At 61.3% G+C, this 17,739-nt stretch carries 15 protein-coding genes; 7 read left to right on the forward strand and 8 right to left on the reverse strand.

Features of this window, described 5'->3' with window-relative positions:
- Positions 1–715: 715 nt before the first annotated feature.
- The 3 genes from D1Y85_RS04105 to D1Y85_RS04120 all read right to left on the reverse strand — a co-directional run bounded on the left by D1Y85_RS04105 (position 716) and on the right by D1Y85_RS04120 (position 4,079).
- Positions 716–1,003, reverse strand: coding sequence for a hypothetical protein (locus D1Y85_RS04105; RefSeq protein WP_124149756.1), 288 nt, complete (start codon positions 1,001–1,003; stop codon positions 716–718).
- A gap of 1,085 nt (positions 1,004–2,088) precedes the next feature.
- Positions 2,089–2,229, reverse strand: coding sequence for a hypothetical protein (locus D1Y85_RS27285; RefSeq protein ID WP_221410267.1), 141 nt, complete (start codon positions 2,227–2,229; stop codon positions 2,089–2,091).
- 1,040 nt (positions 2,230–3,269) lie between these two features.
- Positions 3,270–4,079, reverse strand: coding sequence for a helix-turn-helix transcriptional regulator (locus D1Y85_RS04120; RefSeq protein WP_124149758.1), 810 nt, complete (start codon positions 4,077–4,079; stop codon positions 3,270–3,272).
- 273 nt (positions 4,080–4,352) lie between these two features.
- Between D1Y85_RS04120 and D1Y85_RS04125 the strand changes: the two genes are divergently transcribed.
- Positions 4,353–5,378, forward strand: a complete 1,026-nt coding sequence (locus tag D1Y85_RS04125; protein ID WP_124149759.1) for a VTT domain-containing protein — start codon at positions 4,353–4,355, stop codon at positions 5,376–5,378.
- A gap of 36 nt (positions 5,379–5,414) precedes the next feature.
- On the opposite strand, the gene D1Y85_RS04130 is transcribed toward D1Y85_RS04125, so the two are convergent.
- Positions 5,415–6,842, reverse strand: a complete 1,428-nt coding sequence (locus D1Y85_RS04130; protein WP_124149760.1) for an MFS transporter — start codon at positions 6,840–6,842, stop codon at positions 5,415–5,417.
- Between the two features lie 278 nt (positions 6,843–7,120).
- Here D1Y85_RS04130 and D1Y85_RS04135 point away from each other — a divergent pair, with 278 nt between their 5' ends.
- Complete coding sequence (locus D1Y85_RS04135; RefSeq protein WP_124149761.1) at positions 7,121–8,146, forward strand: aldo/keto reductase; 1,026 nt, start codon at positions 7,121–7,123, stop codon at positions 8,144–8,146.
- A 54-nt stretch (positions 8,147–8,200) separates the two neighbouring features.
- On the opposite strand, the gene D1Y85_RS26945 is transcribed toward D1Y85_RS04135, so the two are convergent.
- From D1Y85_RS26945 to D1Y85_RS04145, 3 genes are all read right to left on the reverse strand, one after another.
- Positions 8,201–8,377: a hypothetical protein gene (locus tag D1Y85_RS26945; RefSeq protein ID WP_185218896.1), complete on the reverse strand. Its 177-nt coding sequence runs from the start codon at positions 8,375–8,377 to the stop codon at positions 8,201–8,203.
- Positions 8,378–8,878: 501 nt separating this feature from the next.
- On the reverse strand, positions 8,879–9,580 hold the full coding sequence (locus tag D1Y85_RS04140) for a carbonic anhydrase (protein WP_124149762.1): 702 nt from the start codon (positions 9,578–9,580) through the stop codon (positions 8,879–8,881).
- A gap of 803 nt (positions 9,581–10,383) precedes the next feature.
- On the reverse strand, positions 10,384–11,628 hold the full coding sequence (locus D1Y85_RS04145; protein ID WP_124149763.1) for an MFS transporter: 1,245 nt from the start codon (positions 11,626–11,628) through the stop codon (positions 10,384–10,386).
- Between the two features lie 113 nt (positions 11,629–11,741).
- On the opposite strand from D1Y85_RS04145, the gene D1Y85_RS04150 reads away from it, so the two are divergent.
- Entirely contained in the window at positions 11,742–12,623 is an 882-nt protein-coding gene (locus D1Y85_RS04150) for a LysR substrate-binding domain-containing protein (protein ID WP_124149764.1), read from the forward strand.
- 701 nt (positions 12,624–13,324) lie between these two features.
- The gene (locus tag D1Y85_RS04155) at positions 13,325–13,714 is read left to right on the forward strand and encodes a BON domain-containing protein (protein WP_124149867.1); all 390 of its coding nucleotides are present in this window, start codon (positions 13,325–13,327) and stop codon (positions 13,712–13,714) included.
- A gap of 146 nt (positions 13,715–13,860) precedes the next feature.
- On the opposite strand, the gene D1Y85_RS04160 is transcribed toward D1Y85_RS04155, so the two are convergent.
- Positions 13,861–14,814, reverse strand: a complete 954-nt coding sequence (locus tag D1Y85_RS04160) for a LysR family transcriptional regulator (RefSeq protein WP_124149765.1) — start codon at positions 14,812–14,814, stop codon at positions 13,861–13,863.
- Positions 14,815–14,936: 122 nt separating this feature from the next.
- On the opposite strand from D1Y85_RS04160, the gene D1Y85_RS04165 reads away from it, so the two are divergent.
- From D1Y85_RS04165 to mmsB, 3 genes are read left to right on the forward strand one after another with little or no spacing between them, the layout of a single operon-like run.
- Positions 14,937–15,194, forward strand: coding sequence for a hypothetical protein (locus tag D1Y85_RS04165; protein WP_124149766.1), 258 nt, complete (start codon positions 14,937–14,939; stop codon positions 15,192–15,194).
- Between the two features lie 20 nt (positions 15,195–15,214).
- Entirely contained in the window at positions 15,215–16,741 is a 1,527-nt protein-coding gene (locus D1Y85_RS04170; RefSeq protein ID WP_124149868.1) for a CoA-acylating methylmalonate-semialdehyde dehydrogenase, read from the forward strand.
- 48 nt (positions 16,742–16,789) lie between these two features.
- On the forward strand, positions 16,790–17,680 hold the full coding sequence (mmsB, locus tag D1Y85_RS04175; RefSeq protein WP_124149767.1) for a 3-hydroxyisobutyrate dehydrogenase: 891 nt from the start codon (positions 16,790–16,792) through the stop codon (positions 17,678–17,680).
- The last annotated feature ends 59 nt before the right edge of the window (positions 17,681–17,739 follow it).

A 17,739-nucleotide genomic window follows, 5' to 3' on the forward strand; every position in this document is an offset into this window, starting at 1 on the left:
AAAGTATCGAGCTATGAAGTCGCCCAATGCTGCGGTAATAGTGCCGGACGGACTGGTGGTAATCCAAAGCCTTGCTAATAGAATTTACGGTAGGCGCCGCGCGGGGCACGGTCAAGGCAATTCTCGCATCATTTTTCCATCCGGAAACTCCCGCATGTCCTTCGACTGCGGTGATGCACCGCAATCTATCGCCGACCCCAAAAGACTGCGCACGTCGGCGAGGTCAAAGGGTGGCTAGCAACCTGAGTTGATGTTCACTTTCAGCCCCATGAATCAGTGCGTAGGCCCGCACCTCCGCGCGCTCAAGGTGCGAAATGGATTCCGAGCCGGAAAAGTCGTTCCACGAGTCGTCAGCGATTGAGGTCGACATGCCGCGTGCCCTCGCGAATGCTCGCAGGAGAAGGCTTGCCTCGCGGCGCAGGACATGGCGGTCAGCGTTCAGAACATACGGCGGACAGCCCGTGCGTAAAACGAGGTAGTACGGAACCACAATGCGATCACTTTGCATGGAGGCGATACCAGTGCGGAAGAATGCGTGCGTTCAGCTTCTCGCGTCGTGCTGCCGATCGCTGCTTTTGATCGAACAAAGCAATGCGCCGAAGAATGCTTTCCACCAGTGGTTGTTTTCTGAAACAACGACGGCTAAATCGACCGTCAAGGAGACAGCGTCTCGCAGATCGAGACACTCAGTTGATACCACACGCCAGCAGCCTCTTCACATGTCGATCACCGAAAATCCGCTTATCTTTCCGTCGACGATGTCCTTGCCCTGCTGCTGGGCGGCACGCCTTGCCGTACCGAAGTCGGAGAATGCCTCCGGCTGATTTAGCCTGAAAACACGGCTTGCGGCGGAGGTTACGATCGCGCCCGGGCGACATATTCGTACAGCAATGTCATACCCTTCGGCGTAGCGGGAATGTCCGTCAAAGCGACTGAACATGCGGGCGAAGACGAGGGGATGAAGTTCGTACCCCTTGTAGAGAAGAAGCGGGTGCGTCGACATGTTGGTCACTCCACAGGGGACGACTCACTATACACTGGAACGAGTAACGCAGGGCGGCACAGAGACTGTTACCGGAATTGAATGGACCGAAGGTGCCCTCGCGCATATTTTGAATCAGACGGTCTGCAAAGGGGATCGCTGCCGGCGCTGCCATCGGTTATTTCTGATGATCTAACGACGGCCATTAGCCTGGTTCCTCCTCCCCTGTACGTTGCCGCCTCTTCAAGAGCATTCGCCGACAGCCAGGCCTGCTTGCCGCGCGATGAGGCGGATCCGGGATCCCGGCTTCGTCGCGCCAGTGACGGATGCAGTCCCTCATGACGTGGTGAATGCAAGGTGAGGCTGGCCGTGATCCGCTTCGTTAGTTCAGGGCTGCGCGATGTTCGATTCAGCAGACGTAAGCGGAATGCCGGTTGAGCGTGCGTTTGCCAACGCGAAACACGACGCTCGCTGGCAGGGCCGGAGCAACGTCGCTCAAATCACCGTCTTGCGCGTGTACTGGGTTTCTTGCCGATAACCGCACCGCCTCGGTGGTGCGGTTTGTCGCGCGTTTCGGATATCGCATTCGCCCAAACTCGCACGGCGATCAAATAAACGGCTGCGTATTGTGGCCAGAAGGAATTACCCGATGACAACCATTCGCCATTATCTAGGTCTCGATATTTCCGTGCTCGTATATCCCCATCGCGTGACCTGGACGGGATATGGTCACAATTGCGAGGGGGCGATTCTTCGATTCGTATCAGCGAACCAGATTCCATGATGGACATCCCCCGGAGCCGCGAATTCCGTAAGCCCGGCAAGCGTCCTTCTGTGAATGCCGGCGGCGCGCGTCCGTGACCTACGCCGAAAGATTGATTGACGGTGACGGGTCTGATCGCACCATCTGGGAATCCGCTCGAGTGCTCCAGTCACGACAGATCACGCGCCACGATGCGCTTCCCTGCGAGCGACCAGGATGATCCGGACGACCTGATTGTGTCTGGAGTCGTGGCTCGCGATCGCATCGGGCATTGAGATCATGGAGGTCCGCCAGTCTCTGCCATGAGTACACGCAGGCCCCGATCAGCGAGATCGGGAACCTGCTATTTCTTCTTTGCTGGCTTGCCGCTTACACTGGTTTTCGCCGGTGTAGGCCATGCCCCTTCGCCAGCAGGAGACAGTATTTTTTTGGGTTGTTTGGGCTTTTTCGCCTCGCGGTTGCCGCGCAGTTGACTCTTTGCCATCATATTTCTCCCATTGTTATTCCTTCAGTGACGGAAGCAACTGCCATGTCACTACTAATTGCTGTTACAGACGTATCGCCACTTGCTGGCGTTGACATTGAGGAGGGCGTCATTATCGCGGCGCTTCTGGGCGCGCTCGTTTTCCGCGGTCTCCAGGGCAGCCGCGCGCGCCTTCCGCGTGCTGGCGAATTCGCTCTGCGTGATGGGTGAAATTGAGTACGCTTTGGTTCGTGGGACCATGCCGATTCCTTAAAAGTTAAAAAAGAGCGTCAATTGCGAACTTACCGTGGGCACTCGTTACGTGCGACGAATGTCAGGCTGTCGCCACGGCGCAACCCAAATTCGTGCTCCTGCCGATCACGGAGTGTCGTCGGATCTGACTACTCAATGAACTCGTCCCGATTCGGGCAATTTGCGGAGAAACGCCTCAAGCGCCCCGGCAAGCCGATTAGTGCAGGGCGAACGCCAATCATATGGCGAACGAAATTTGCCGCCGCTATTCGGCGGTCGGGATCGTCAGAATGCGCTCTTTGGAGAGCCGTGTTGGCCGAAGGATTCGCACTACGGCGATGCAGAGGCGGTGGCTATGAACACACCGAATGCCACGAGAGTGCGCTCTTTACTTCGGAAAAGCAAGCGCAATTAGTTCACCGGTGACCCTCTGATGAACGCTGACCAGGTCTGTGGACGATTCGCCGGGTTTCGCTGTCGACGGATTTTGCGGAACGGGTCGCAGATTTTTGCGAGGGCATTTCCGGACAGCGGTTCTCAACCTGATTCCATCAGGGTTTGCCATCGCGTTTGCGGCGGACCAGGTTTCAGGTGCACGGTGGTCACGCGGCTGACGTTACCTGTAAATCTAAGCGGACACGGTGTTCCGTATGGGCAACTCCCGAAACGCTCTTTTGGCGTTAGACGTTGCGAAGCACGCTTTGAGTGCTCGATGTTCGGATAGTCTTTGGAGCAGTCCAGATCATCCGACGCGATGACACCGGAATCAAGATCGCCAAACGCACGCGATTCGTTGTCAGACAAGGCTTTCAGCGCTTCATGCACAGCGCAAATAACTGCCTCTGACTAGAAATCCCCAGCCGCTGGTACGCGCGTTTCTGATAAGTCACGACGCTGGTGGCTTTGATGCCCATGCGTTCAGCGATCTCGACGGCGCTATGGCCTTCGAGCACACCGTGCAACACATCGAGTTCGCGTTTGGACAGCGCAGGACAAAGGCTGCGCAACCGCGCAAACATCATCTGCGGAATGCCCATCTGGCTCTGGCCGCGCAACGCGTAGTGATGTCGGGTCGCTTCACCGATCAGCGGCGCTAGGGATTCGACGAGTTCGACCCCGGCCGCGCTGAAATTACCCGCGTCACGTTCCCGATAGAGATTCACGGAGAGCCAGATGTCGGCGGAAGGTTGCAACAGCAACGAGAGTCGGTCGGACACGTTGGGGTTCGCGTAGCAGACTGTACGATAGGCCTCGTGTGCAATGTCGTCGCTCGATTGCAGGTGCAGGACGAGCGACGACTCGGGATTCCCGGCGGCATTGCTGCCGACGATCTCCTGGTTGCCGTCGAGTGCGTAGAAGAGGCGCGCGTAAGTGTCGGCCACGTCTCGCAGGAAGCGTCCGCCGCGATGATCCGCCACCGATACCGTCCGTGGCCGGTTGCCGAACTCGTAGGCGAAGACCGTGCATTGCGACACTGCCGTCGCGGGTCCGAGCAGGTTCAGCACTTCGGTGGCAAGTGCGTTGGCGTCGTCGCGGCCGATGGCCGAGACGAGGCTTGTGATGCGTGAAAGGTCGAATTGACCCGTCTGCCTCGGTCGGTCGAGATGCCAGTAACGCATGTTTCGTAGCGGAAAGCCGCAGCAAGAACGCTGCGGTCGTGAGGTTAGCATCTTTGCCGCCTACGCGTATGTGCGGTTGCAGGGAGCAAACAGCGAGGGTGCGTGCGTGAAAATTGTGTACAGCCACGCTTGGCCCCGATGCGAGTGGGAAACCATTCGCACAATCACGGGCGCAACGGCATTCATGTGTTTGGGTTAATCTCCGATGTCGGCGCGCACAGGCGCGCCGTTTCGTTTCTTACTCAGTCCGGTCAAACGCAGGAAACATCTGAAATGTGGACTTTTTCGAGCGCTATCCCGCCCGATTTCGGCGCTTGGGTGGTTTTTCTCAGTGTGCTCGTGACGCAACTCGGCGTGCCGGTGCCGGCGGCGCCGGTTCTCGCGCTGGCGGGGACGATGGCGGCTGATGGTGAGGTGTCCTGGCTGCATCTGTTGATGGCGGCAGTGATCGCCACGTTGCTCGCGGACTCACTCTGGTTCGCAGCAGGCCGCATGCACGGCCGACGGCTTCTGAATCGGCTCGTGCGCTTCTCGCTGTCACTCGACACGTCCGTTCGTGTCGCGCGCAACGTGTTTGAGCGCCATGGTGCGCCGATACTGTCCGTGACCAAATTCCTGCCCGGGTTCGGGCTGATTTCCGCTCCATTGTTCGGTACGACCTCGATCGATGTGCGCGTTTTTCTGCTGTGGGATGCAGTAGGGGCGGCGTTATGGGCTGGCACGTGGCTCCTCGGCGGAGCAGCCCTCAACGCGGAGATCGCGCGCTTCTTGCTGTTCGTGCACACCAATGGCGGCACGATTTTCGACGTGCTCGCCACGATGGGCCTGCTGTTTATCGCGTACCGATGGATTTGCCGGGTCCAGTTCCGGCGCTGGCTGGCAGACCATCGCATCACGCCCGGCCAGCTCGACGAGATGATGAGATCGTCCGCGCCGCCGCTTGTGCTGGACGTGCGGCCCCAGGACGTGCGCGAAAGGGAGGCGTATCGTGTTCCCGGCGCGCGAGCGCTAAACCTCGATTCGCGTGAGGCGCTCGCACCTGAACCGCTCGCCCGGCCGATCGTCGTGTATTGCGTCTGCCCGAATGAGGCGAGCGCAAAGCATGTCGTCGACCAGCTGCGCAGCAAGCGCATTTATAAAGTACAGGCGCTCAAGGGCGGTCTCGATGCCTGGGTGCGCAGCGGCTATCCGGTCGAACCGTTGTCAGCGGACTTTTACGGCACGCGTGCGCGCGGCGGTGAAACGCCCGAGGCGGGCGCCGATGAGGCAATCGGAGTGTGCGCAGACCCGTCGAAGTAGCGCGGCGCCCGTTGGGGCGGTCCCGCGCAGTGGGTGTCAGGCACGCTGACGTCGCGAGCCGCCACCCATGTTTTGTCCCGCGTCGTGCGCGAGACGCGCGTATCCCCAAATCGAAAGCATCGTCACGATGCCTGCGAGAAGAAACGCGATCCGGAAGTCGTCGAGCGTGAATACGTGACCAGTCGTCTCGCCGTTGAAGGTGGCTGCCGTGCGCAGCGCGACCGCGCCGAACGCAATGCCAAGACCTATCGTCATCTGTTGTGCGGCACTCCAGAGTGTGCTGGCCGCGCTCGTTTGCGGCTGCGGAACATCGGCGTAGGCGAGGGTTGCGAGCGTCGTGAACTGCATTGAACGCGTGACGCCATAGACAAAAGCGACGGTCAGCACGACGGCGCGCGGGATCTCGGGCGTGAGCATTCCGCACACGATCATGGAGCCGCTCACGATTGCGGCGTTCACGATGGAAACCTGGCGGAAGCCCCAGCGCTCGAGGACGCGCGTAGTGAATGCTTTCATGCCGAGATTGCCGATTGCGCTCGCGAGCAGCAGCAGGCCAGATCGAAATGCCGAGAGGCCGAAGCCGATCTGGAACAGCAGTGGCATTAGATACGGCACGGCCTCGATACCGATGCGGGTGAACGAACCGGTGATGACCGTCACCGAGAACGTCGGAATTTTCAAAGTGGAAACATCGATCAATGGATGCGGATGGCGCTTCGCGTGCACAACCGTAAGGGCGCCCAGCACGAGGCCCGCGGCGACGATCGCGCCAGCCACCCAGGGATTCTCACCGGGCTGGCTGGCGAGTTCCGCGCCGTAGAGAATCGCCGTGAGCGTAGCGCCGCTCAGCACGAGGCCGACGACATCGAGCGGCCGGCGCTGTTCCCCGCGCAGGTTCGGCATCAGCGCGACGACGGCGGCGAGTACTGCGATGCCGAACGGCACGTTAAGCAGAAAAATCCAGCGCCACGACGCGTAGGTGGTGATGAAGCCGCCCACGGGCGGACCGACGACGGGTGCCGCGATCGCGGGCCAGGTGATCGTGGAGATCGCCTTCATGAGCCGACTTTTGTCGGTGCTGCGCACGACGATCATTCGCCCGACCGGCACCATCATCGCGCCGCCGACACCCTGCAGCACACGCGCGGCGACGAACTCGCCGACGCTTTGGGATAGTCCGCACATTACCGAGGCGACCGTGAACGTGACGACCGCGCTGAAGAACACGGTGCGCGAGCCACACCGGTCGGCGACCCAGCCGCTCGCGGGGATGAAGATGGCGAGTGTGAGCATGTACGAGGTCATGCCGAGGCTCAGGCTGTTCGGGCCGATGCCGAATGAGTGTGCCATCTGCGGCAGCGCCGTGGCGATGACCGTCGTATCGAGGTATTCCATGAAGAAGGTTGCGGCCACAACGTAGGGCAACCAGCCTACTGTAGGGGTGCGCGCCGGATTGCCTTTCATTGGGCCTCCCGGTGTGGAGTGGACTTCATGGAGCTGGGCGATGCAGACGTTCCGGAAGCGGCGAGGGGGCAAAGCATGGTCGGATTGCGCGTGGATTGCTGACTGGAAAATCACCGACCGCAATGCGCTGTGCACGCCGGGTCAGGAGAATGCAATAGTTTCCAATACGAAAACGCAACTATACAGCGTTTGGCAGGGTCTCGTTTCCGACAAGGGTGTCGCGATGCGCGTAGACTCGATTCGCTGTTCGTTAACCACCGATCTGCGGAGGATACGTAATGGAACACCGCTTTCTGGGGGCATCCGGCTTCAAGGTGCCTGTGCTGAGTTTCGGTACCGGCACGTTCGGCGGCAAGGGCGAGTTTTTCGAAGCCTGGGGCGCGACCGACGTCGCCGAGGCGCGCCGCCTGATCGACATCTGTCTCGACGTGGGCGTTTCGATGTTCGACAGCGCCGACATTTATTCGAGCGGAGCATCGGAGTCGGTGCTCGGCGAGGCGCTCAAGGGTCGCCGTGACAAGGCGATCATTTCGACGAAAGCGACTTTCCGGTTCAACGACGATCCGAACGGCGTCGGTTCATCGCGCATTCATCTGAAACGTGCCGTCGATGCCGCACTCAAGCGCCTGCAAACCGACTACATCGATCTCTTTCAACTCCACGGCTTCGACGCGAAAACGCCCGCCGAAGAAGTTCTTTCCACGCTGGACGATCTCGTGCGCGCGGGCAAAATCCTTTACACGGGCGTGTCGAATTTTTCGGGCTGGCACCTGATGAAGTCGCTCGATGTCGCCGACCGCTATGGTTATCCGCGCTACGTCGCGAACCAGACCTACTACTCGCTGATCGGCCGCGACTACGAATGGGAGCTGATGCCGCTCGGACTCGACCAGGGCGTTGGCGCGGTTGTGTGGAGTCCGCTAGGCTGGGGGCGCCTGACCGGCAAGATCCGGCGCGGACAACCGCTGCCCGAAACGAGCCGTCTGCACAAGACTTCGGATCAGGGGCCGCCGGTGCCCGACGAGTATCTGTATCGCGTGATCGACGCCATCGACGAAGTTGCGCAGGAAACCGGCAAGACCGTGCCGCAGATCGCACTGAACTGGCTGCTGCAGCGGCCGAGTGTCGCTACCGTCCTGATCGGGGCGCGCGACGAAGCGCAACTGCGTCAGAACCTGGGAGCCGTGGGCTGGAACCTCACGCCCGCGCAGGTCGCGAAGCTGGACGCCGCGAGCGCGGTGCGGCCCGCGTATCCGTACTGGCATCAGGAGGGGTTTACCGAGCGCAATCCGTCGCCGGTGTGATACGGCGCGGGCCTCGCGGCGCGCCGCCGATTGCCTGGTTGTGCGCCGCCGCGCTCAGCTCGCATCCGCTGCCTGGAGGATCTGCTCTGCACCGAGGTGGATCGCGAGCGCGAAGAAGTCGCGTTCCGCGAGATTGGCTGCCTTGGCGATGTCGAGTGCACGGTGATGGTCGTTCGGGTGCAGCAACAGCTTGACCTCGATCTTGGCTGGCGGCTTCGGCAGGTAATCCACAGGCGTTGTCCTCGGTTACTGGGTTTATTGCCCTCGTGGGGCGGTGCCCATTACCGGTCGCCGGCGCACAGTAAGGCGCGGGCCGTTCGCCGCGGTGTTGTCTGCGGCTTCGAAAACGGCTAAGACGTGGAGTGGGCCTGTTATGCCTGGCATCGCCAGCATGAAGGCGACGACGGGCCTCAAGTGCCGCGAACGCGTTTTACGTGCTCGCGCGCATTACTGCAACGGTATTGCGCTTGAAACTCGGGTAGGGCAAGAGGTACGACGGGCCGGCGCCCGTTTTTCTTCTGCTGCGATCGGGCACCGAATTCAGCACGGAGCGAAGTATAGCCGTGAACGGTCCTAGGGTAAATACCTACCCCGCGACGCATTGCTGCAAAATGTTGCATCAAGAGGCGTGATCGCCGTGGAGCGGCGCGGTAACGCGGACGTACCGCTGGCTTGGGAGAAAGAGCGCGCGGCGTCACGCAGGACGCCGCGGCGCAATGCCTCAACGCGGCCTTAACCAGCCGCGCGTTTGCGCAGGCGGGCGCGCGCCTCGCCGAGTGTCTGGAAATGTCCTTGTGCGTCGTCGAAGACCGAAACTTTGCCGTGACCGATGTCGTACACCCAGCCCTGCAACGCCAGGCGGCCCTGCGCGACTCGCGCGGCTACCGCCGGGTGAGTGCGCAGATGCGTCAGCTGCAGACGCACGTTTTCCTCGACAAGCGCCTGCACGACCTGATCCTCATTCAACTCGAGCGTCTGCACGACACTGCGCGCAGCCTCGGCATTGCGCAGCCATGCCTGCACAGTGGGCATGTCTGCGGTGGCCTCGGCGCCGGAGGCCAGGCCCTTCATCGCGCCACAGTCGGTATGGCCGCACAGGACAATCTGGCGCACGTTAAGCGCGAGCACGGCGAATTCCACCACGGCGGAGACACCGCCAAGCATTTCGCCGTATGCCGGCACGATATTGCCGATGTTGCGGCACACGAACAGCTCGCCCGGGCGTGTCTGCGTGATCAGCTCCGGTGAAACGCGTGAATCGGCGCAGGCGATGAACAACGTGTGCGGCGCCTGGTTGTGGGCGAGGCTGCGGAAGAGTTCCTTGTTGCCCGGAAACACGTGATGAGTGAACTCGTCCACGCCATCGAGCAGGTGCTGCAGATCGCAGCCGCACGATTCGGAGTGGTCGTCGTGCGAGTGGGTGTTTTCTGGCATGGATGTTTCTCTCGTGAAAATGAATCGACACAGTCGAATCGCAACAGTGGAAGTTTAGGTTGCCACGACGGTTTGCGGATTGGAAATACCCCAGTAGCACGTTCGTTTTCCCGTTTTCCGATCGTCACTTCCGGTCCCCGGCGGGATAGTCGATTCCGACGAACTGAAGGTCGAACATCATGGAATCCCTTCCGCAGACTTTGACGGTTGCGCTCGGGGGCGCATTTTCTCACGTCGCCGGCGAGTTGCGATCTACACGTGCGTGAAGTTTGCGGTGAGTACGTGCATCGCGGCGGAGCGCCATGCCAGAGGACCGACCAGCCGGTCAGTCAGTCGATGGAACTCGTGCTTTGGTGCGCGCGCGTTGGCGTGGCGATTCGCCGCTTCAATCCGATGGAGATGTCTTCCTCGTAGCAGATTGCAGCAGTCACTGGTATTGACCGCTGATCTGTTTGACCGCGAGGTATCGCGACGAGACGCGCCGCGAGGGGAGGACGATCAAGGCGATGAATTGCGCCGTGTAGCATGCAGCCTCGGCGCGCGCCATCGCGCCACGAACGGTCCACCTTCGCCAGCAGCGCCGGTCGCTCAGACATGCTTGTCGGCATATTAATCAGTATTACGAATGATTGAATTCGTCAATGGCGCAGATGGACCATTGGCAGTATGCGCTGGCGGACATTGCGGAAGCGCCGCTTCTTGCTTTCGTCGGTGCACGTTCGTCGCTCGCCGCGAGCGAATTTAGCGTAGCGGCTTCTAGGGCTGCGCCATCGCGTCGATTGCACCGCTACTGCACGTGCAAGTCAGGGTTCGACTGTACGCGGTTCGGTGCTCGCGCGCCGGGCAGGCATGAAGTACCAAACGCCACCTGGCAGTTGCAGCGCGATCAGCCCCGCCCACACCGTTTGATGCGCAATGGCCGGATAGTGGCCGTCGAGCGCGGGCCAGTGTGCGAGCGCGGCGCCAATCGCGATCTGCGTAACGAAGATACCGACGAAGATGACGAGTGTGAAAGTCGTGTTCACCCGGCCGATCATGCGTGGCGGAAAGTATTCCGCGAGAACAGCATAGGTGAGAATGCCGGTGCTGCCGAGTGCGCCGTACGCCGCCCACAGCATCGGCGCGGGGAGCGACACGCGCCCGGCGAGCAGTGCCTGAACGAGCACGAACAATGTCATCGTCACGCCCGAGAACAATTGCACGCTGACGCCGCGCCGCTCAAATGCGCGCGCGAGCGCGCCGAAGCCAATGTTGCCCACAATGAACGCGCCGCCCAGCACCGATACGAGCGACGCAGCGCGTGCAGTCGCGTCCGTGGTGCCGGCCGGGATGACGTCACGCAGGAAGGCGCCGACCCAGAGCGACTGCATCGCGTAGAAGACGGTCTGGGTCAGTGCAGAGAACGTCGCGGTCTTCCAGAAGATGTGGCTTCGGAGGATATGGGCGGTGCCTTTGAACTGTTCGAGGACGCTGGCCTGATGATGCGTGTTACGCGTGCGCGGTCCGCCAATCCAGATGATAAACGCCACGGCGACGGTGAGCATGGCGAGGCCGACGCTCACCGCACGCCACGGCGCGACCGAAAGCAGCCACGAGAGCGGCGTACCCACGGCGACGCCGCCGAGCCCTCCCACGGCCATCACGAGTCCGTTGACGAGCGTGAGGTGCGCTACGGGGAAATGCTGGGCAGTGGCCTTGAATGCTCCGCCGAGGCAGACGGAGACACCGACGCCAATCAAGAGCCGCCCCAGCATCATCATGCCGATGCTGTGAGAGAGACCGAAGATCAGTGCGCCCGCGGCTGCGATCAGCATCATGCACGACGTCACGCGGCGAGGCCCGAAATGGTCGAGCAACACGCCGCCCGGAATTTGCGCACCGGCGAAACCGAGGAAATACAGGCTCGTAAGGGTGCCGAGATCGGTGGCGGTCAAGCCCATTTGATGCGACAGAAACGGTGCAAAGCCGAGATTCACGCCGCGAAAGAGATAGGAGACGAAGTAACCGAGCGCAAAAACGGCGAAAACGCGCAATCTGAGTGAAGTCATGATGCGGGTAAGACCCGAACGCGGATTGAATGCATGGGTGACGATTATTGGCGATCGCCGGAGCATAAGCCAGCGAGAGATTTCAAACGGGATTGTGAGTAGAATTTGACGTCATGTCCCGAACGCTTCCACCTCTCCAGGCCCTGCGCGCATTAGAGGCCGCGGCGCGGCGGCGCAGTTTCAGCCGCGCGGCGGAAGAATTGCATTTGACGCACAGCGCTGTAAGTCACCATTTGCGCGCGCTCGAAACGGAGCTGGGCGTCGAGTTGTTTCGCCGTGCGGGCAGCCGCATGATCCCCACGGCTGCTGGCGCGCAACTCGCCGAACGCGTGCGGCGCAGCCTCGACGAACTGCGTGACGCACTCGATGCCACGCGCCCGGGTGTAAGCGGCGTCACGCGTCTCGAACTGAGCGTGATGTCCGATTTTGCATCGGTGTGGCTGATTCCCCGGCTGGGTGACTTTTATGACCAGCATCCCAATGTCGATTTATCGCTGCGCATGCACGCCGATGTAACGCCGCCCGATCCGTATCCGTTCGACATCGGTATCTGGCATCGCCGAGTGGATGAGCCGGGATTCCAGATCCGGAAACTGCTCGACGATCAGGTCGTAGCGGTGTGCAGCCCGGTGCTGCTCGCACGCTATCCGGGTTTTCGCGTCGAGGATCTCGCGAAGATGCCATTGTTGCGCTTTTCGCGCCGTTCGTGGCGCGACTTTTTCGAAGCGGCGGGCGTGTTGGCCGACGAGCCCGAGCGCGGCCCCGTATTCGACGATGCTGGCTTGCTGCTGCAGGCTACGGTCGCGGGACAGGGCGCGGCGACAGCCCGGCTGCAGCTTGCGCGTGGCTTTATCGAGCGGGGTGAACTGGTGCAACTGGGGCACGTGCGTATTCCCGCATCGCTCGACTACTATTTCACCTGGCGCGCGGGCCACCCACGCGAGGCGGCGATTCTGCAGTTCTATCGGTGGGTCAAGTCGCAACTCTCGAACTGACCAGGTTCTGTGGCTATGGGGCATGGCCGAAACTTATTCGGGTAAGACCTGTGTCGTCAGTGTCAACGTGTTCTGAGCGCTATCCGTTGCATGGAAATATTGCCGTTGAATAGTGTTTGAATGGCCGGGAAAAGAACGATTAGTCGACCGGCATGTGCCAAAGAGGGAGGCTCATCAGGTAATTCAATGTTGCACTTCAAGTACGTTATGGCTACGGCCGGTGGTTTTAAATGGCGTCTGGATGGACAAGACTCGTTCGCTTGCACGAATTACCAACGTCGTATCAGCAGGGCGACAGGCAGCGTAATTGCATACATCTGACTAATTCGGGATTCGAGCGGCGGCACATGCCCGTCCAGGCGAATCTCGTTCAATCGCCCCGAATGCTGCCAACGTTTTATGTTTCCTGAACCATCTCGCGAAATGAGCGGTGTGCCGGGCGAGTAAAAGTTGATGTGGCACGTTTGACATCGCCGTTCAGATAATTGGAGTATTGTTAATCCGCCATGCAGTAATGGCGATCCGAAAACGCAGGTAAAGCCGTAGCTTCCCTTACGCCGTTCGCGTCCGACTGGCCTGTTAGCGGGGTGTACCAGCCGTACGCGCGATCTTCCGGCAGTGGCGAGTGTGGTGCGCGGCGGTCCTTTGTGGGCCATCAAGGCAAGAAGATCGTGACGACTCGTGACAACAGGAGAAACCGCATGAAGGCAATTCAGGCATTTAAACTGGCCGCCGGCACGATGCTGGTGGCTGCGTCGCTTCAAGTCTATGCTCAGGATGCAGCGTCGCCGGCCGCGGCGGCGAGTGGTCCGACTGAGCAGGCCCGGCAGCAGCACCAGGAAGCGAAGGCGCAGTACAGGGCGGCCAGAGCCGCTAATCGCGCGCTTGCCCGCAAGGTCCGCGCAGCGCTTGCGCGCGACAGCAGCGTCAGCGTCGCCAATATCACCGTGCGTGCAAAGGACGGCGCCGTTACCCTGCAAGGCACTGTGCCGGCACAACCGCAGATCGATCGCGCATCGGAAATTGCCAAGGGCGTCGAGGGCGTGACGTCGGTGAAGAACGCTCTGTCGATTCGCCCGGTCGGAACCTGACCAACCATCGCCTTCACGCACCGGCCGCCCTGGGGTGGCCGGTGTGTGTCAGGCAGTGGGATGCCTTTGCTGCATCTATCAGGCCGCACATCAAGTCCAGCGGATGGGCTGCATGTGCGGCTTTTGCATGCCTCTCACTTTCCTGCTTAGGGTTCGACGTAGTTCATCTGTGCCGATTCGCCCATCAACAGCGGACGGTTCGCATCGGCTGCGGCTCGCAGATATTCCCATAGTGACGTGATGCGCCGCAGCTTGCGCAGATCTTCGCGGCTGCATAACCAGAAGCGTCGCGTCACCACGATCTCGTCGGGCAGGATGGAGACGAGTCGCGTGTCGGGTTCGGCCATGAAGCACGGCAGGATCGCGAGGGCGCTGCCCTGTAATGCAGCGTGGTATTGCGCGATTACGCTCGTACTGCACAGATTGACCGTGACGTTCGGTGCTGCGCGCTCGAGATAGAGTAGTTCGCGGCTAAACGCGAGATCGCCGACATAGCTGATGAACGCGTGATGTCGCAGATCCGCGGCAGACCGTATGGGCGCGTGGCTTTCCAGATAGTCGGGGGTGCCATAAAGGCGGAGGCGGTAGTCGCAAAGCTTCGTATAAACGTACTGTCCGCGTTCTGGTCGCTCCAGCATGATCGCGAGGTCGGCTTCACGCTTTGAAAGGCTCACGAAATGCGGTACCGGCAGCAGGTCGATCGACATGTCCGGGTGCTTGCCCGTGAAGCGCGCCAGCTGCGGCGCCAGAAAAAAGCAGCCGAAGCCCTCCGTCGAACCCACGCGCACGTGCCCCGATAGCGACTGCGCGCCAAGCGCGAACTGTTCACTTGCCGATTGCACCGTGGTTTCCACGGCGTCCGCGTAGGCCAGCAGCCGCTGACCTTCGGCGGTCGGCACGAAACCGCCCGCGCGTGACTTGTCGAACAGCACGGTGCCGAGTGCCGTCTCCAGTTCCCGCACGCGGCGAGCCACCGTCGTGTGGTCCACGCCAAGTTTCTTCGCCGCAGCGCTGGCACGCTGTGTGCGCGCTACTTCGAGGAAATACCGCAGATCGTCCCAGTTCAGTGTCTCAGGCTTGCGCGTTGTGTGTTTTTGCATATCGGATGGGCTTTTTCGCCTCTATGCCGTGGATATTCGAGTAACTATACTGCGTTAGCAGACCGCTCGACAGGCCAGACGATCCACAGACGGTCCACGCACAACAAGGATGGAGACAGACGATGCACACGCAGTCGACGCTCGACGGGCTGGGCCGCCAGCCGTGCGAACGGCTCAATATCATCGGTACGCGCGTTGCGGGACTCACCTGGTTTTACCAGGTCGTCGTTCTCGTGCTCGCCTGGTCTGCAAATCAGCTCAAGATCCCGAAGTCCCCACATCCTGCAGGCCGTTACCGCCGGCGCGTTACTTTCGCTCGTGCTTCGATGCGGCGATCGAATCGCATTCCTGATTATCCGGCCACGACCGGCCCTTTCTAACCCGCCAAAGAGAGTCCATGATGAACGCAGTCACCCAGGCATCGAATGCCCACGTATCGACCGTCAAGCTGCTGATCGACGGCGAATTCGTTGAATCGAAGACGAGCGAATGGCGCGATATTGTCAATCCGGCCACGCAGGAAGTGCTGGCGCGGGTGCCGTTCGCGACCGTCGCGGAAGTCGACGCGGCAGTGCGCAGCGCGCAAGCCGCATTTGCGACGTGGAAGAACACGCCGATAGGCACGCGCCTGCGCATCATGCTCAAGTTCCAGGCGTTGATCCGCGAGAACATGTCGCGTATCGCGAAGACGCTCACCGCCGAGCAGGGCAAGACGCTGCCCGACGCCGAGGGCGACATCTTCCGCGGCCTCGAAGTCGTCGAGCATGCCTGTTCGATCGGTACATTGCAGCAGGGCGGCTTTGCGGAGAACGTGGCGGGCGGTGTCGATACTTATACGCTGCAGCAGCCGCTCGGCGTCTGTGCCGGTATCACGCCGTTCAACTTTCCCGCGATGATTCCGCTGTGGATGTTTCCGATGGCGATCGTCTGCGGCAACACGTTTGTGCTGAAACCATCGGAGCAGGACCCGCTCTCCACGATGCAGCTCGTCGAACTCGCGATCGAAGCCGGCATTCCGAAGGGCGTGCTCAACGTCGTGCACGGCGGCAAGGAAGTTGTCGACGCGATCTGCTCGCACGAACTCGTGAAGGCGATTTCGTTCGTCGGCTCGACGGCGGTGGGCACGCACGTCTATCGCCTCGGCAGCGAGCACGGCAAGCGTGTGCAGTCGATGATGGGCGCGAAGAACCACGCCGTCGTCCTGCCCGACGCGAACCGTGAGCAGGCGATCAACGCTCTCGTCGGCGCGGCATTCGGCGCGGCGGGGCAGCGTTGTATGGCCACGTCGGTCGTCGTGCTCGTCGGCGCCGCGCAGCAGTGGGTTCCGGAACTCGTGGAGAAGGCTAAGGCGCTGAAGGTCAACGCGGGCCACGAGCCGGGCACTGATGTCGGTCCGGTGGTTTCGCGAACCGCGTTGACACGCATTCTCGGGCTGATCGATTCGGGTGTGAAGCAGGGCGCGACGCTCGCGCTCGATGGCCGCGACGTGAAGGTGAAGGGCTACGAGCAAGGCAATTTCGTTGGGCCGACGGTGTTCACGAACGTGAAGACCGCGATGGACATCTACACGAACGAAATCTTCGGGCCGGTCCTCGTGGTGCTGACCGCGGCGACGCTCGACGAGGCCATCGCGATCGTCAACGCGAATCCGTTCGGTAACGGTGTGGGCCTTTTCACACAGAGCGGCGCGGCAGCGCGCAAATTCCAGAGCGAGATCGACATCGGCCAGGTCGGCATCAATATTCCGATTCCGGTGCCGGTGCCATATTTCAGCTTCACGGGCTCGCGCGGTTCGAAGCTCGGCGATCTCGGTCCTTACGGCAAGCAGGTCGTGCAGTTCTACACGCAGACGAAGACGGTCACGGCGCGCTGGTTCGACGACGCGACCGTGACGGATGGCGTGAACACGACGATCAGCCTGCGCTGAAACCGGGCGCCTGAGCAACCACGCAACGAAAAAGAGGGAGACACGCTCATGAAAATCGGCTTCATCGGGTTGGGCCATATGGGTGCGCCAATGGCGCTCAATCTGCTCAAGGCTGGACACACGCTATCTGTGTTCGACCTCGCCGAGACCGCAATGCAAACGCTCGCCGATGCCGGCGCGCAACGCGCCGCGTCGCCGAAGGCGGCGGCAAGCGGCGCTGAATGGGTCGTCACGATGCTGCCTGCGGCCGCACACGTGCGCAGTGTGCTGACCGCGAAGGACGGCGTGCTGGCGGGAGTCGCAAAGGGCGTCACGATCATCGACTCGAGCACGATCGATCCCGCGAGCGCGCGCGAGTTCGCGGCGCTCGCGGCAGCGCAGGGCAATGCGTTCGTCGATGCGCCGGTATCCGGCGGCACGGGCGGTGCGGCGGCGGGTACGCTGACCTTCATGGTCGGTGGCAGTGCGGCAGCCTATGAGAGCGTGAAGCCCGTTCTCTCCGGTATGGGCAGGAACATCGTTCATTGCGGCGATACGGGCACGGGGCAGGTCGCGAAGATCTGCAATAACCTCGTGCTGGGCATCACGATGGCAGGTGTCGCGGAGGCGATGGCGCTCGGCGAGTCGCTCGGCATCGATCCGAAGGTGCTGGGCGGCATCATGAACACGTCGACTGGACGCTGCTGGAGTTCGGACACGTATAACCCGTTCCCGGGCGTGATCGAAACGGCACCTTCATCGCGCGGCTATACAGGCGGCTTCGGCACGGATCTGATGCTTAAGGATCTCGGACTGGCCACCGACGCCGCGAAGAACGTTCGACAGCCCGCTTATATGGGCGCGCTCGCGCAGCAGCTGTATCAGGCGATGAGTAGCCGCGGCGACGGCAAGCTCGACTTCTCGGCCATCATCAAGCTCTATCGGGCCCAGAACGAGTGAGCGCAAACAGCGGCGCGTCGCGTCAGGGGCGCGCCGCTGTTTGCAGGCCTCGTTTTGTG

Origin of the sequence: Paraburkholderia dinghuensis (genome assembly GCF_003837865.1) — a bacterium.
Taxonomy (GTDB): domain Bacteria; phylum Pseudomonadota; class Gammaproteobacteria; order Burkholderiales; family Burkholderiaceae; genus Paraburkholderia; species Paraburkholderia dinghuensis.

Coding starts and splice junctions, on each gene's coding strand:
- D1Y85_RS04105 (WP_124149756.1), bottom strand. CDS start 1,003: ATGTCGACGCACCCGCTTCTTCTCTACAAGGGGTACGAACTTCATCCC.
- D1Y85_RS27285 (WP_221410267.1), bottom strand. CDS start 2,229: ATGGCAAAGAGTCAACTGCGCGGCAACCGCGAGGCGAAAAAGCCCAAA.
- D1Y85_RS04120 (WP_124149758.1), bottom strand. CDS start 4,079: ATGCGTTACTGGCATCTCGACCGACCGAGGCAGACGGGTCAATTCGAC.
- D1Y85_RS04125 (WP_124149759.1), top strand. CDS start 4,353: ATGTGGACTTTTTCGAGCGCTATCCCGCCCGATTTCGGCGCTTGGGTG.
- D1Y85_RS04130 (WP_124149760.1), bottom strand. CDS start 6,842: ATGAAAGGCAATCCGGCGCGCACCCCTACAGTAGGCTGGTTGCCCTAC.
- D1Y85_RS04135 (WP_124149761.1), top strand. CDS start 7,121: ATGGAACACCGCTTTCTGGGGGCATCCGGCTTCAAGGTGCCTGTGCTG.
- D1Y85_RS04140 (WP_124149762.1), bottom strand. CDS start 9,580: ATGCCAGAAAACACCCACTCGCACGACGACCACTCCGAATCGTGCGGC.
- D1Y85_RS04145 (WP_124149763.1), bottom strand. CDS start 11,628: ATGACTTCACTCAGATTGCGCGTTTTCGCCGTTTTTGCGCTCGGTTAC.
- D1Y85_RS04150 (WP_124149764.1), top strand. CDS start 11,742: ATGTCCCGAACGCTTCCACCTCTCCAGGCCCTGCGCGCATTAGAGGCC.
- D1Y85_RS04155 (WP_124149867.1), top strand. CDS start 13,325: ATGAAGGCAATTCAGGCATTTAAACTGGCCGCCGGCACGATGCTGGTG.
- D1Y85_RS04160 (WP_124149765.1), bottom strand. CDS start 14,814: ATGCAAAAACACACAACGCGCAAGCCTGAGACACTGAACTGGGACGAT.
- D1Y85_RS04165 (WP_124149766.1), top strand. CDS start 14,937: ATGCACACGCAGTCGACGCTCGACGGGCTGGGCCGCCAGCCGTGCGAA.
- D1Y85_RS04170 (WP_124149868.1), top strand. CDS start 15,215: ATGAACGCAGTCACCCAGGCATCGAATGCCCACGTATCGACCGTCAAG.
- mmsB (WP_124149767.1), top strand. CDS start 16,790: ATGAAAATCGGCTTCATCGGGTTGGGCCATATGGGTGCGCCAATGGCG.